Genomic DNA, 14,099 nt, shown 5'->3' on the forward strand with positions numbered 1-14,099 from the left:
GGCCAGCTTCTGCACGCTTGAGCGCATCGATGATTTGGCTGTCTGTAAAACGTGACTTCTTCATAGTAGAGATTCTCCTTTGGAGGCATCTACTTCTCAAGACGCTGGTTTTACGGGGGGATTACCGCAGTATGCGGGTCGGCTTGAGCGAATGGTTAGAACTGGCATGAAATTACTCGAATGATTGCTTGTGCCGTGCTTTGACCCACTCAACATCAACTGGGCCATTGAAGCCAACGACTGAATCGACAGAGCAATGTGGACAAATGGCAGTTTGCGGGTTGTTTTCTCCATCACACCAATCGATGATTTCGTCCGGCGAGAACTGATTAAAACAATAAAAACACACGGCAACCTCGCTGGATAACAGCGCTTGACGATTGAATGTGCAATCACAGGTGCGGCCCATAAGTTCTAACGTGCTAGCTCAGCCGACGGCAAAAAGCGTAGCTTTTTGACGGTCGGCTGGAGCGTTTTGTTCGGTCTACTCGACCATTGCCTGATACTCAAAAACATACAAGCCCTCTGGCAGCAGCTCAGTGTTATCAGTTGCTTTTATGTGCAGATTGAAGTCAAAGACTGTACCTGTACCCCCGCCCAACTTATACATGGGAATGCCTGATGGCCCCTTGATCAACGAAACTTCAAGGCGAGGTGGTTTTGCCATTTGTGGAGAAAAATGTCCGCTCCCCGTGAAGTTTCGAACAGGTCTACCAAGTATGACCGACAGTTCTCCGACGTTGTTGGTGCTCGTGCTTATCGAGCAGGTTTGAGTTGTCTTTCTTACTGCATTTCCTGCATAGCGGAGTTCGCTGATCTCGGATATTTCGGCAACCGCTTTCTCGTTCTTCTTCTCACCCAGCCGCTCCAGTGCATAACTCAAGAATCTATCTGTCTGATAAATGAGAGCCTTTTTTCCGGTCACTTCGTATGCTTCTTTTAGAAGCTCGTAGCGCGGCCCGATTGTCTGACCACTAATAATTTCCCACCAGTCTTCCTTCTTTTCTGAGGTAACAATAATTACAGGTTTGGCCTGCGCTTTCGCGTGGTCAAGGACTTGACGCCAGAAGAAATAGTCACCGTAAGATCGGTCACCATCCTTGTCTTTATCCATGTAGCCGGGAGGAATCTTCTTGTTTTTTCTTTCCTCGGCGGTCTTGGTATGGGTTTTCTTGTCTGCTTCTGAAAAATCATCTCCAATCGAATTGGCAAAAATTCCATATAGCTTTTCAAGGATAGGGTCATCATCTAGGAAATCTGGGTGTTTTTTGATCTCTTCTTCTATAGCTTTAGCTGCTTCGAGAAGTAATTCATCTGAATCCTTGGACAGCTTTTCGGTGATGGAGGACGGTACTAAGCGATTGCTTTTCAGTGCCTGCGTTACTTCTGTAGCCTTCGCTTTTAGCTTGTCAATTTCGTCCTGAGCTTCCTTGAAAGTTTTTCGTGACGAAAGGATAGATTTTTTTCTGTTTCGGAAAAACTCCTCCGCCGTCTGGGCGCTTAGCCACTTTGCGCACTTAAGCTTCTCAATACTGGAGATCAAGCTGTCCCTTGTGCCTTCGTGATACCGATACAGATCAAGCAAAACGTTTGCATCGACGGTCAGTATCCCCGCATCCCAAGCCTCGTCGACTTCATTTTGGGTAAGCGGACTGTACCAAGAGAATTTATTTTTCATAAACGCTAAATCTGTGATTGGATTTAAGACCGAACGCCTGAATTAAGCCGCGCCGCGAAGCGGCGTCGGCTTGAATGAATTGTTAGGCCTCACCAGAGACCCCAATGTTTCCGCCACGGAAGTGATAGACGCGTTTACAAACCTTCTGGCCAGAGGCGCTGGCTCCGAGTGTCACTGCCTTCTCATCAGCCTTGACTCCTAAGGAGCCTTCTCCTTGGATGTCATAGAATTCCTCGATTTCCACCTCAGTTGCCATTTCAATTCGCTTTGCAATAGCTAATTCTTGTGCAACGCGGGCTTGAGCCTCGGCCATTCTCATCTGAAGCTCCTGCTTTTCAGCATTAAGTCGGAGCTGGGAAAGTTCAAGCTTGGTTGCATCCCCTGACTCATCGACGCTCTCTGCAACGGCCTCAGCTATCTTCCCGAAAAGATAGCCGTATGGGTTGATGGCGATCTGCGCTACGTTAATAACTTTCTTTGTGGTGCTCAATTAAAACTCCTTGTGAGGCCTAACGGGCGAGGTAAGCCGACCGCAGAATGCGGGTCGGCTTGACCGGAAGGTTAGAACCAGAAGCCAAAACCGATAACTTGGATTTGGCGACGGGCACGAACTGCGAAAAAGTACTGCGCCACCGAAGCAGCACAGCGCTTTCAAAACAATAGCTGCTTGCGCTTGCTGCACAAGGGCTAGAGGCCAAAAAGACTAAAAAACAGCGTAACGCCAACAGGCGAAGCCCAGAGAAACGACAAACCAAGCGCTGAACAACGCTTGAGAAATTGAATGCCGTTTGAATAAGCATGGGCGAAATAAATTGGTTTTCTTCAGTGCTAACGTAGAGGTGAGGGGCGCGAAGCGAGCGGCAGCGCCGCTTGCGGAGCGTCCCTCTCGACCGCCATGTTAGATGCCGAGTTCACTGGGCATTGCTCTGCGCAAGAGTGATGACCGCTTGGATCGCGCTTCTTGCCTGCGGACTGTTGTGCCAACAAGTGGAGCCCATCATCTGAGAAATTTGCTTGGTCACGAAGGCCGGGTCCTCCCCTGCCAGTTGTGACAATGAAGAAAAGCCGATTTGCTCCAAGCGAGCGACGACAGTCTCACCAACCCCTTTCAGTTCAAGCATCTTCTTCTTCTCGGCGGCAGTGAAGGCCATGCTTAAGCCTTGCGCATAACGGTAATGGAAACGGATTCCGGTTGAACAAGGGAAAACAGCTTGCCAAGGCTGGCCTTGCCAGCCATTCGTTCGTTTGAAAGCTGTGCGTCTTCTATGGTTTCCCAATAGTAGATATCGACCCATTCGTCGCCATTCTTGTATAGCGTCTTCTCGATAAAACCGCCGACCGTCTTAAGGTCAGGTACGAGGGCTTGGGCTGCGTCAATCGTTGCGCGGTCGGTAACGCCGGAAGCGCTTTTCCATTTGACGATTTCGACGACATTTGTATTCATGGTTTTTCTCCGAGATAAGGGCACATCAATGCTATACAACCGATGCTGACAACGTGGTGTCAGTAGGCATCTAACGGCCAAGATAAGCGGCTGGCTGAAAGCCAGTCCGCTTGAGCGCAGAGTTAGACCCGAAGGCCAAAAAGGGGCGCCCTGACTTGAAGACGGGCACAACCCACGCAAAAGCGCTGGGCCACGGAAGCGGCGCAGCGCTGCAAGAATGATAGCTAGCAGCGCTTGCTACACAAGCGCCAGAGGCCCAAAAGGCCTGAAACCGACCAAGCGAACGCAGGCGAAGCCCGGCATAGCGCCAAAAACCCAAAGGAGAAACCTTGGATAAAGGCGAAGCGCTGGAATGAATGTAGGCCTGCATAAAGAGGAATATGAGAGGACTAACGCCCGCGGTAAGCTGCGCCGGAGCGAAGCGGAGGGTACCAACAGGCGGAGCCTGTTGGCGTCAGCTTGACCAAACAGTTAGGCTGGGGAGCGGAGGCAGCTTGTTGCACTTGATATCCCCTATGTTTTTGCTGATAGCGGTTCATAACCAGCATCCAAAGGCGCAACCACTGAAATGAACCGAAGTGGGCCAACGCTGGTGCAAAGAACACCGTGCACCTGCCCTTTGTTTGCAACTACGATATCCCCCGGAACAATTGCAACGGTGTTGCCTTGCTCGTCAATTTGATATTGACCTTCCCCTGAAAGGATGGTCCATGTATCTTGTCCGTCGGGGTGAATATGTGGCGCAATAGTTTGGCCGGGCTCCACATGCCAAGCCACGATAACTGAATGCGAAGATTCAACAACAACAGACCGTATTGGTTCTTTCTCGGCTGGCTGCATGAATTCATGGGACTTATACACGCGGTGAGTGCTCATTTTTTGCTCCGTAAATGCAAGCCTTTGGGCAGCAAGATTCGCGCCGCCCAAAAGTCTAACACCTGAATTAAGCCGCGCCGCGAAGCGGCGTCGGCTTGAATGAATTGTTAGATGCCAGCCCGATCAATGTGCGCTGACCTTGGATAGCAGATTTAGAACGGCGACGCCACTAACGATAAGTCCCATGCCAACGAACGCCCACAAGTCTAGTTTCTGGCCATGGAAGATCCAAGCGATAGCTGCCACAAGTACGATGCCGAGGCCAGCCCAAACAGCATAAGCAATGCCGACCGGGATGGACTTGATTGCGAGAGAGAGGAAATAGAACGCAAGCCCGTAGCCAGCCACAACTACAACAGAAGGAACTAACTTGGTGAATCCATGGCTGGACTTCAGTGCGGAAGTTGCGACGACCTCACCAAATATTGCAATAGCCAGAAAGAGCCAGTTCTTCACGTGCAATCTCCTCTACGGTATGAAGGATAAATAGTGGTGGCTATGAGTTGCCAAAAACAGTCTTGCGGCTGTCGATTTTCTGTGAGCATACGCAACGCCAAATCTGGCATCTAACGGCCAAGGTAAGCGGCTGGCTGAAAGCCAGTCCGCTTGAGCGCAGAGTTAGACCCGAAGGCCAAAAGGGGGCGCCCAACCCTGAAGACGGACGCGGCCCATGAAAAAGCGCTGCGCCACGGAAGCGGCGCAGCGCTGCAAGAATGATAGCTGGTGGCGCTTACTGCACAAGCGCCAGAGGCCCAAAAGGCCTGAAACCGACCAAGCGAACGCAGGCGAAGCCCGGCGCAGCGCCAAAACCCCAAAGGAGAAACCTTTGAGATTGGCGAAGCGCTGGAATAAATGCTGGCCTGCATAAAGCGGAATATGAAGGGACTAACGCTTGAGTTAAGCGGCGGCGAAGCCGTCCGCCTTGAACGAACTGTTAGCTGGCCGCGCTGCACCGGACGAAGCGAAGCTACACGCGGTTGAATTTGGGTTTGTGCTGAGCACGAAGCTGGCGCTCTAAATCTTTTCGTTCCGACTCGTTCTCTACTGGAAAGAAGCTCCAATGCGTAAAAACTTTATCGGAGTCTTTGCGTGTGTGCTCGGCGACACGCAAAACACAATTCCAGCCTTGCCCGATATAGACGAGTTCGTCCCCGTTATACAGAAAATATACGCCAGAGCAGGAGCCTGCTAATGGAATCTTGGGGAGGTTTGAAGGATGGTCGAAGGTCATGCTCTTTGTCAACTAACGTTTGGTTAAGGGGCGGGCTTTAGCCCGTCCCAGCGAGCGGAGCGAGCGATTTGAACCAATTGTTAGGCCTTTGGCTTTGTGCTTTGGCTTTGTGCTTTGGCTTTGTGCGTTGTTAAGGACGCCAGTCATAATTAATTGCAGCGCTGCGCTTTGAGACTTTTTCTTTTTGAGTGGAGTCTTTAGAAAGAATTGTCCCGCCAAGATAGATGGTGCCTTGCACCTGAACTCCTTCAGGCAGATGTTTTATTGCGCTATCAGCAAGAAATAAATCACCCGTGATAGAGATGTTTTCTGGTAAGTACTCTATGTCGCTGCCTACCAAAGATAATGTTCCTTCTAGCGAGCTTATTGATGCTGGGATTTTCCGGATTTTAGTGTAATTGGCGTAGAGAAAGCCGTTGACTTTAATTGATTCAGGTATTTCTGGTATGTTTGTGCTGCTTATCTGTAGGTTGTAGACGGATAAATTTTCTGGCAGGGACTCGATTTTTGAGTCATTTACAAATAAATCGCCATATAGGGTTAGGTTGTCTGGTAGGGTTTTTATGCCTGTGCCGCTTATATCTATACTTTCAGATACTTCAAATATTTCCGGCAGCGAATCAATAGGGCAGTTTGTTGCAACAAATGCGCTGCCTAGCTTGAGCGTTCTGGGTAGTTTTGATATTGCGGTGTTCCCAATATCAAGGCTCCCCGGTAGGATGATTTCGTCGGGTAGTGATTTTACCTTGCTGCCATTCATGACAATGCTTCGGCCTACTTTAATATCATTTGGCAATTCGCGAATGTTGCAATCGCTAATGTGTAGGGCGCCGCTCACGATAAGCCCGCGCGGTAGCAGGGTACTTTCCATTTCACTATTCGAAAGTATCAGGTCGCCAGTTACAACTAGATTATCCGGGAGCTGAATGTTAGGGCAGCTTTCAAGCAATAAATCTCCATGTACTGTTAGTGGGCTTGGTAACTCCCTAATGGGGCTGTCATGGATGTTCAGCGAGCCCTGTATTAACGTTACATTCGATGGGAATGACTCAATTTCTACCAAGCTAAGGCATCCCTGCGGATTTAAGGTGATACCTTCTGGTGAATGTGTGGCTGGGATACTTTCTCCGCCTATTACTATGCTTACGGACATTGTTGAAATTCCCTTTATGAGTGTATTTGGTTGTGCCTAACTAAAAATAGACATCGTGGACTGTAGAGATGTACGATGCCTAATGCCACCATGTTAAACCCTATTCATGGGGAAATCTCCAATGCTTGACATTTAGAGCGGTCTAAAAATTGGCGGATGAACACCCCTCCACCCCCCAAGCTGCTCCCCCGTTTGCGTGAGCATTTGCGCACGCGGCACTACAGTATTCGCACTGAAGAAGCGTACGCCGATTGGGTCAAGCGCTTCATTCTTTTTCACCACAAGCGCCACCCAAAAGATATGGGTGCAGCCGAGGTGGAGGCTTTTTTGACGCATTTGGCAGTACACCGGCAGGTATCAGCATCGACACAAAATCAGGCCAAATCAGCGCTGCTCTACCTTTACAAGCAAGTGCTGCAAATCGAATTGCCTTGGCTTGATGAGGTGGTGCAGGCCAAAACACCACAACGCTTACCTGTGGTGTTAACGCCCAGCGAGGTGCGTGAATTGCTGCAGCATATGGAAGGCACGCCGGGTTTGATTGCTCATTTGCTGTATGGCACTGGCATGCGGGTGTTGGAGGGGCTGCGCCTGCGCGTGAAAGACATTGAGTTTGAGCGCCGCGAAATCATCGTGCGCGAGGGCAAAGGCAATAAAGACCGGGTCACGGTGTTGCCAGAGAATTTGATTACCCCATTAAAAGCGCAGCTGCAAAAAGTGCGTGCTTTGCACGAAAAAGATGTATTGGCGGGATTTGGGCGTGTCTATTTGCCCCATGCGTTGGCCATGAAGTACCCCGAGGCCGACCGCAGCTGGCCTTGGCAATGGGTGTTTCCTTCGCCTGTGCGCTCGCAAGACCCGCGCCCAGATGCACGCACGGGAGAGTTGCTCGAGCGCAGGCACCATGTGCTACCCACCTCGGTGCAACGCGCTGTGCGCGATGCGGCACGCCGTGCTGGGATTGCCAAGCCTGTTAGCCCCCATGTGCTGCGCCACTCGTTTGCCACGCATTTGCTGCAAGCGGGTTACGACATTCGCACGGTGCAAGAGCTGCTGGGGCATGCCGATGTCAGCACCACCATGATTTACACCCATGTAATGAATAAAGGCGGGCGCGGTATTTTGAGTCCGTTGGATGCACTTTAGGTACTTAAATGCTTCTAACGCTGATTAATAAAGCGCTTGCAGCTATAAAAAAAGGAAGCTTGGGCTTCCTTTTTTTATGGTGGCTACGGATTGGGCATCCAGGCCGGGTTACAGCACCTCAAACACCCCGGCTGCGCCCATGCCGCCGCCGATGCACATGGTGACGCACACGCGTTTGGCACCTCGGCGTTTGCCTTCGATCAGGGCGTGGCCGGTTAGGCGCTGGCCCGATACGCCGTAGGGGTGGCCCAGGGCGATGGCGCCGCCATTGACGTTCAGGCGCTCGTTGGGGATGCCCAGGGTGTCGCGGCAGTAGAGCACTTGCACGGCGAAGGCTTCGTTCAGCTCCCACAGGTCGATGTCTTGCACGGTGAGGCCCAGTTTTTTCAGCACCTTGGGCACGGCAAAGACGGGGCCAATGCCCATTTCATCCGGCTCGCAACCGGCCACGGCAAAGCCCAGGAAGCGGCCCAGGGGTTGCAGGCCGTTGCGGGCCGCAAAATCTTCGCTGACCACTACGCAAGCGCCCGCGCCATCGCTGAATTGGCTGGCGTTGCCGGCGGTGATCAGGCCGCCGGGGAGGGCGCTTTTTAGGCCGCTGACGGCGGCCACGGTGGTGCCTTCGCGCGTGCCTTCGTCCTTGGATACGGTCACTTCTTGGGTGATCAGGCCCCGTTGCTTGTCGGCGATTCCAGCGGTGACGGTGATGGGGGCGATTTCGGCATCGAATAGGCCCGCTGCCTGGGCGGCGCAGGCTTTTTGCTGGCTGGCGGCGCCGTATTCGTCCATTGCATCGCGGCCGATGCGGTAGCGTTGGGCGACGTTCTCGGCCGTTTGCAGCATGTTCCAGTAGATTTCTGGCTTGCTGGCAGCCAGGGCCGGGTCGTGCGCCATGTGCATGTTTACCTCTTGCTGCACGCAGGAGATGCTTTCCACGCCACCGGCGACCAGCACGTCGTTTTCTCCGGCGATGATGCGCTGCGCGGCCAGGGCGATGGATTGCAGGCCTGAGGAGCAAAAGCGGTTGATGGTCAGGCCCGAGGCCGTGACCGGCAGGCCCGCCTGGAGGGCGATCAGCCGCGCCACGTTGGCGCCGGTGGTGCCTTCGGGCAGGGCGCAGCCCATGATGACATCTTCGACCAAAGCCGCGTCGATGCCGGCCCGCTGCACGGCATGGCGCACGGCGTGGCCGCCCAGGGTGGGGCCATAGGTTAGGTTGAACGCGCCCTTCCAGCTCTTGGCAAGCGGGGTGCGGGCGGTGGAGACGATTACTGCGGAAGTCATAGCACTATTCCCTTTAATACGGTGCGATCAGAACGATTTGCCTTCAGCCACCAGGCGCTGCAAGAGCGGCGCGGGCTGCCAGAACGCGGCATCGTCCAGCGGGTTGTTGGCAAAGCGCTGCATGGCGGCGACGACGTTGAACAGGCCCACTTCGTTGGCGTAGCACAGCGGCCCACCGCGATGCACAGGAAAGCCGTAGCCAAAGATATAGACCACATCAATATCGCTGGCCTTGGTGGCAATGCCTTCTTCCAGAATGTGCGCGGCTTCGTTCACCAGGCTGAACACCAGGCGCTGAACGATTTCTTCGTCCGCAATCTGGCGCGGCGTGATGCCCTGGGCCTGGCGGTTGGCGGCGATCATGGCCACCACGTCGGCGTTGGGGATGGCGTTGCGCTTGCCCGGCAGGTAGTCGTACCAGCCCGCGCCGGTTTTTTGGCCAAAGCGGCCTTGCTCGCACAGCAGATCGGCGGTTTTGCTGTAGCGAATGTCTGGCCGCTCAATGGCGCGGCGCTTGCGAATGGCCCAGCCAATGTCGTTGCCCGCCAGGTCGCTCATGCGGAATGGGCCCATGGCAAAGCCAAATTGCTCGGCCGCTTTGTCCACCTGTTCAGGCGTGCAGCCCTCGTCCAGCAAAAAGCCGGCCTGCTGGCTGTAGCGCTCGATCATGCGGTTGCCGATAAAGCCATCGCACACGCCCGAGAGCACGGCCGTTTTGCGGATTTTTTTTGCTACGGCCATGGCGGTGGCCAGCACGTCGTTGGCGGTTTTTGCGCCGCGCACCACTTCCAGCAGCTTCATGACGTTGGCCGGGCTGAAAAAGTGCAGGCCCACCACGTCCTGCGGGCGCTGGGTGAAGGCGGCGATTTGGTTCAAATCCAGGGTGGAGGTGTTGCTGGCCAAGATGGCACCGGGCTTGGCCACGGCATCCAGTTGGGTGAACACGGCCTGCTTGACGGCCATGTCCTCGAACACGGCTTCGATGACCAGGTCGGCATCTTTCAGGTCGGCGTAATCCAACGTGGTCGAGAGCAGGGCCATGCGCTGCGCGTACTTGTCCTGCGTGAGTTTGCCCTTGGCCAGCTGCCCTTCGTAGTTTTTGCGAATGGTGGCCACGCCGCGCTCCAGCGCTTCTTGCTTTGTTTCTAGGAGCTTGACCGGTACGCCAGCATTCAAAAAGTTCATGGCAATGCCGCCACCCATCATGCCTGCTCCGATAACAGCTACGCTTTCAATAGCTCGCAGCGGGGTGTTGGCAGGCACGTCCGGAATCTTGCTGGCAGCGCGCTCGGCAAAGAACAAATGGCGCAGCGCCCGCGATTCGGGGGTGAACATCAGTTGCAGGAACAGGTCGCGCTCGGTCGCCAGGCCGTCGGTGATTTTTTGCTGGGTGGCCGCCTGCACGGCATCCACGCACTTGGCCGGGGCGGGGAAGTGTTTCGCCATGCCCTTGACCATGTTGCGGGCAAACTGAAAGTAAGCATCGCCCTGCGGGTGCCGGGCCCGCAGCGCCGCCACCAGCGGCAGCGGGCGCACGCTGGCCACGCTGCGGGCCAGGGCCACGGCTTCATCCAGCAAGGTGGCAGCGCTGGTGGCCAGCTGGGTTAGCAGCTTTTGCCCCGGCACCTGGGCCAGCAGGGCGGCAGCCACCGGTTCGCCGCTGACGATCATGTTCAGCGCCGGCTCCACCCCCAGGGCACGCGGCAGGCGTTGTGTGCCGCCTGCGCCGGGCAGCAGGCCCAGCTTCACCTCCGGCAGGCCCAGCTTGCAATCGGGCGTGGCCATGCGGTAGTGGCAGGCCAGCGCCAGCTCCAGCCCGCCGCCCATGCAAACGCTGTGCAAGGCGGCAACCACGGGTTTGCTGCAGCCTTCCACCATGGCAATCAGGGTGTGCAGATTGGGTTCGGCAAACGCGGCATCGTGGCCAAACTCGGTAATGTCGGCCCCGCCGGAAAACGCCTTGCCCGCGCCGGTCAGCACAATCGCCTGCACTTGGGGCTCGTCCTGGGCGCGTTGCAGGCCAGCGGCCAGCGCCTGGCGCATGGCCAGCCCCAGGCTATTGACAGGGGGCAGGTCAAGGGTCAGCACAGCCACATCGGTGTGGACTTGGTAGTGAACCGTCATCACAGGTCTCCTTGGATAAATATGAATAGAACGAACGTTCTAAAAAACACATTCTAGGGATGGCCTGCGACGGCGTTTTGTCCCTTCGGGGACATGGCGAGGGCTAATTGCTCAAAACACTGTTGGATTACAGACAAATTTGCGGGAAATCCCAGGGAAAAAACCGTGCGCACGGGCCCAACAATGCCCTTTCGTGTTTTCCGTGTTTTCCGTGTTTTCTTCTTTGAGAATTTCTTCATGCAACGCACCACCTTCCTTCGCGCCAGCATCGCCCTGGCTGCCGCCACCTTGATGGGCACCGCCAGTGCTGCCCCCGAGCCCATTTTGATTGGCGTGCCCGCCCCCATGACGGGGCCCAATACCCAATACGGCGATGAGCTCAAGGCCGGCGTTTTAACCGCCATTGAAACCTTGAATGCAGCCGGGGGCTTGAATGGCCGCCCCTACCAGCCGGTGTTGATTGATGATGCCTGCGAGCCCAAACAAGCCGTGCCTGCGGCCAACCGGGTGATCAACTCAGGCGCCAAATTTGCGGTCGCCCACGTCTGCTCGGGGGTTACGGTGCCTGCAGCAAAAATTTACGAAGAAGAGGGTATTGTCGCCATCACCCCCGGTGCGACGGCGCCGCAGGTGACGGACAACCTCAAGGGCCGCTACTTTTTCCGCACCATTGGCCGCGATGACCAGCAAGGCCCCTTTGCCGCCAGCTTTATCGCCGCCCGCCTGAACGCCCAAACCATCGTCGTGCTGCACGACAAACAAACCTATGGTGCCGGCGTGGCCCAGCATGTGAAGGCTTCGCTGGAGAAACTGGGGGCAAATATTGCCCTGTACGACGGTATTAATGCCGGGGACAGCGATTACTCCGCCGTGATTACCAAGCTCAAAACCATCAAACCCGACGTGGTGTTCTTTGGTGGCTATCCGCCTGAAATGGGCTTGCTGCTGCGCCAGGCCAAAGAGCAAGGCCTGCAAACCCAATTCATGGGGGCCGAAGGCGCTTTCAACCAAAGCCTGGTCGAAATTGCGGGCCCAGCGCTGGACGGCATGCTGTTTACCTACCCGGCCGACTTCAGCGCCCGCGCCGAGAACCAAGCCATCGTCCAAGCCTTTGAAAAAGCCCAACGCCCCGCCAACGGTGCCTACCAAATGCCAGCCTACGCTGCGGTTCAAGTGCTGCACGAAAGCATGAAAGCCGTGGGCACCGACCCCAAAAAAGTGGCGGAGTACATGCACAGCAATCGCTTTGATACGGTGATTGGCCCCGTTGCCTTTGACCGCAAGGGCGATTTGAAGAATTTTGATTTTGTCGTCTTCAAGCTGGACAAGAGTGGCCAGCGCAAGCTGGTGCGCTGATGCGCGGCAGCAGCTTGCGGCATAAGAACGTGTTCACGATCTCCTCATGGGTGTGCGGGCGCGGCCTCGGGCGGTCTGCGTCGTTGCAAATCCTCGCAATAGCCAAGCTATTGCTGTGGTTTGCGCCTCGCAACCCATCCCGATCCGCATCCCCCACACCTTCATTCGAGATCATGAACACGTTCTAAGTGGCAGTATTAATTTCTATTAAAATAGCCTAAAACGCTTATATGATAAGCGCTTGAAGCTATTTTTTTTGCCTGTCCTTTCTGCCCTTTACCTGCCTTCCCCTGACTTATGTCCACCGAAATTGCCCCCGGCTTGCTGATCCAAAATCTGGCCAAAGACCCCGCTACCTTGCGTCTGAGCGATTACAAACTGATCGCTTTTGATATGGATTCAACCCTGATCACCATCGAATGCATCGACGAGATTGCCGATGTGACGGGCAAAAAAGCTGAAGTGGCCGCCATCACCGAAGCGACCATGCGCGGCGAGATCGCCGACTTTAAAGACAGCCTGCGCCAGCGGGTGGCCAAGCTGCGCGGCGTGACGCAGGCGCAAATGCTGCAAGTGCGCCAAGAGCGTCTGCAGTTGTCGCCCGGTGCGCAAGAGCTGGTGCAGGCAGCGCAAAAAGCGGGGCTCAAAGTGCTGCTGGTCTCCGGCGGTTTTACTTTTTTTGCCGAATACGTGCGCGGCCTGCTGAACATCGACTTTGTCCGCGCCAACGTGCTGGAAGAGTCTGACGGCGTGCTCACCGGTGGCTTGGTTGCGCAATGCTGGGGCGATATTTGCGACGGTGCTGAAAAACGCCGCACCTTGCTGGAAGTGGCCAGCCTGCTGGGCATTGCCCCAGCCCAGTGCATTGCCGTGGGCGATGGCAGCAACGACATCCCCATGATGGAGGCGGCCGGCCTGTCGGTGGCCTACCACGCCAAGCCGCGCGTGCGCAGCGTAGCCCAGGTGTGTATCAATGAAGGTGGTTTGGATCGGCTGCTGGAAGTATTGGGCTGAAAAAGTAGCGCGACCCGCTCTAAAAATAAAGATTTCAGATAAAAAACAAGCTGAAGCGCTTTATTTTCAAGCGCAAAAAGCTCTATTTTTTAAGTTAAAGCACCCGTGCTGCAGCAAAAAGCGACACCATGTGTGTCGCTTTTTTGTTGGGCGGTATCCGGTGCTGATTTGATGCTTGCCTGGCGTTTCAACGGTGATTAGCGCAGCACCAAAATCGGTTTGCCCGAGTGGGTCAGCACATGCTGCGTTTCGCTGCCCAGCAGCAGGCGCTTAATGCCCTTGCGCCCGTGTGAGGCCATGACGATCAGGTCCACCTCTTGCTTGTCTGCGGTGGCGATGATGGATTCGGCCACCAAGTCAGATTTGGCGATGGTGGTTTTTACCGTCACACCCATATTTTTGCCCTCGGCTTTGATGGCGCTCAATTGCTCTTGTGCTTGGGCGGTCCACTGGGCCTCAATGCGTTTGATTTCTGAAATATCCACAGTGGCCCCGCCCTCTAAATAGCTGCGCGGATAGCGGGGAATGACACGCAACGCCACCAGGGTTGCGCCACTGAGCTTGGCCAAGGACAGTGCGCTTTGCACCGCTTTTTCTGACAGGGCAGAGCCATCAGTGGCTACCAAAATGCGTTCATACATAAACAGACCTCCTGGGTGAAAAATAGCGTTGAAAAGTATACTTTTTACGCTATGAATACTTTAGCAGCTTAGGTTGTCTTTGCTGAGGAGATTTGACCCGGGTCAAAGCGTTTATGATGCGGGCCCGCAACGTTATGACTTTATTTGCTCAG

At 54.8% G+C, this 14,099-nt stretch carries 17 protein-coding genes; 3 read left to right on the top strand and 14 right to left on the bottom strand.

All coding sequences use genetic code 11. From position 1 onward, the window contains the following. Positions 1 to 484: 484 nt before the first annotated feature. From J1777_RS11650 to J1777_RS11700, 11 genes are all read right to left on the bottom strand, one after another. Positions 485 to 1,678, bottom strand: a complete 1,194-nt coding sequence (locus J1777_RS11650) for a PIN-like domain-containing protein (RefSeq protein WP_207575868.1) — start codon at positions 1,676 to 1,678, stop codon at positions 485 to 487. Positions 1,679 to 1,760: 82 nt separating this feature from the next. Beyond that, positions 1,761 to 2,168, bottom strand: a complete 408-nt coding sequence (locus J1777_RS11655) for a hypothetical protein (RefSeq protein WP_207575869.1) — start codon at positions 2,166 to 2,168, stop codon at positions 1,761 to 1,763. A 19-nt stretch (positions 2,169 to 2,187) separates the two neighbouring features. After that, on the bottom strand, positions 2,188 to 2,478 hold the full coding sequence (locus J1777_RS11660) for a DUF1010 domain-containing protein (RefSeq protein WP_207575870.1): 291 nt from the start codon (positions 2,476 to 2,478) through the stop codon (positions 2,188 to 2,190). A gap of 111 nt (positions 2,479 to 2,589) precedes the next feature. After that, a complete protein-coding gene (locus J1777_RS11665) occupies positions 2,590 to 2,829 on the bottom strand; it encodes a helix-hairpin-helix domain-containing protein (RefSeq protein ID WP_207575871.1) in 240 nt (79 codons plus the stop codon). Positions 2,830 to 2,831: 2 nt separating this feature from the next. After that, positions 2,832 to 3,122, bottom strand: a complete 291-nt coding sequence (locus J1777_RS11670) for a hypothetical protein (protein WP_207575872.1) — start codon at positions 3,120 to 3,122, stop codon at positions 2,832 to 2,834. Between the two features lie 70 nt (positions 3,123 to 3,192). Then, entirely contained in the window at positions 3,193 to 3,492 is a 300-nt protein-coding gene (locus J1777_RS11675) for a DUF1010 domain-containing protein (RefSeq protein WP_207575873.1), read from the bottom strand. 143 nt (positions 3,493 to 3,635) lie between these two features. Beyond that, positions 3,636 to 3,998 (bottom strand): cupin domain-containing protein, encoded by a 363-nt coding sequence (locus J1777_RS11680; RefSeq protein ID WP_013722854.1) that lies wholly within the window; start codon positions 3,996 to 3,998, stop codon positions 3,636 to 3,638. Positions 3,999 to 4,121: 123 nt separating this feature from the next. Then, on the bottom strand, positions 4,122 to 4,454 hold the full coding sequence (gene qac, locus J1777_RS11685; protein WP_015059047.1) for a quaternary ammonium compound efflux SMR transporter QacL: 333 nt from the start codon (positions 4,452 to 4,454) through the stop codon (positions 4,122 to 4,124). Between the two features lie 110 nt (positions 4,455 to 4,564). Further along, positions 4,565 to 4,864 (bottom strand): DUF1010 domain-containing protein, encoded by a 300-nt coding sequence (locus J1777_RS11690; RefSeq protein WP_207575874.1) that lies wholly within the window; start codon positions 4,862 to 4,864, stop codon positions 4,565 to 4,567. 101 nt (positions 4,865 to 4,965) lie between these two features. After that, on the bottom strand, positions 4,966 to 5,229 hold the full coding sequence (locus J1777_RS11695) for a GIY-YIG nuclease family protein (RefSeq protein WP_207575875.1): 264 nt from the start codon (positions 5,227 to 5,229) through the stop codon (positions 4,966 to 4,968). 130 nt (positions 5,230 to 5,359) lie between these two features. Further along, the gene (locus tag J1777_RS11700) at positions 5,360 to 6,382 is read right to left on the bottom strand and encodes a leucine-rich repeat domain-containing protein (RefSeq protein ID WP_207575876.1); all 1,023 of its coding nucleotides are present in this window, start codon (positions 6,380 to 6,382) and stop codon (positions 5,360 to 5,362) included. 156 nt (positions 6,383 to 6,538) lie between these two features. Between J1777_RS11700 and J1777_RS11705 the strand changes: the two genes are divergently transcribed. Beyond that, positions 6,539 to 7,528 carry an integron integrase gene (locus J1777_RS11705; RefSeq protein WP_207575877.1) on the top strand — a complete coding sequence of 330 codons (990 nt, stop codon included), beginning with the start codon at positions 6,539 to 6,541 and terminating at the stop codon, positions 7,526 to 7,528. A gap of 108 nt (positions 7,529 to 7,636) precedes the next feature. On the opposite strand, the gene J1777_RS11710 is transcribed toward J1777_RS11705, so the two are convergent. Continuing rightward, positions 7,637 to 8,812: an acetyl-CoA C-acyltransferase gene (locus J1777_RS11710; RefSeq protein ID WP_207575878.1), complete on the bottom strand. Its 1,176-nt coding sequence runs from the start codon at positions 8,810 to 8,812 to the stop codon at positions 7,637 to 7,639. A gap of 27 nt (positions 8,813 to 8,839) precedes the next feature. Then, positions 8,840 to 10,936: a 3-hydroxyacyl-CoA dehydrogenase NAD-binding domain-containing protein gene (locus J1777_RS11715; RefSeq protein ID WP_207575879.1), complete on the bottom strand. Its 2,097-nt coding sequence runs from the start codon at positions 10,934 to 10,936 to the stop codon at positions 8,840 to 8,842. Between the two features lie 237 nt (positions 10,937 to 11,173). Between J1777_RS11715 and J1777_RS11720 the strand changes: the two genes are divergently transcribed. Then, entirely contained in the window at positions 11,174 to 12,292 is a 1,119-nt protein-coding gene (locus tag J1777_RS11720) for a high-affinity branched-chain amino acid ABC transporter substrate-binding protein (RefSeq protein ID WP_207575880.1), read from the top strand. A gap of 297 nt (positions 12,293 to 12,589) precedes the next feature. Beyond that, the gene (serB, locus tag J1777_RS11725; protein ID WP_207575881.1) at positions 12,590 to 13,306 is read left to right on the top strand and encodes a phosphoserine phosphatase SerB; all 717 of its coding nucleotides are present in this window, start codon (positions 12,590 to 12,592) and stop codon (positions 13,304 to 13,306) included. A 197-nt stretch (positions 13,307 to 13,503) separates the two neighbouring features. On the opposite strand, the gene J1777_RS11730 is transcribed toward serB, so the two are convergent. Next, complete coding sequence (locus J1777_RS11730; RefSeq protein ID WP_207575882.1) at positions 13,504 to 13,947, bottom strand: universal stress protein; 444 nt, start codon at positions 13,945 to 13,947, stop codon at positions 13,504 to 13,506. Positions 13,948 to 14,099 lie beyond the last annotated feature (152 nt).

The organism is Comamonas denitrificans (genome assembly GCF_017368815.1).
Taxonomy (GTDB): domain Bacteria; phylum Pseudomonadota; class Gammaproteobacteria; order Burkholderiales; family Burkholderiaceae_C; genus Comamonas; species Comamonas denitrificans.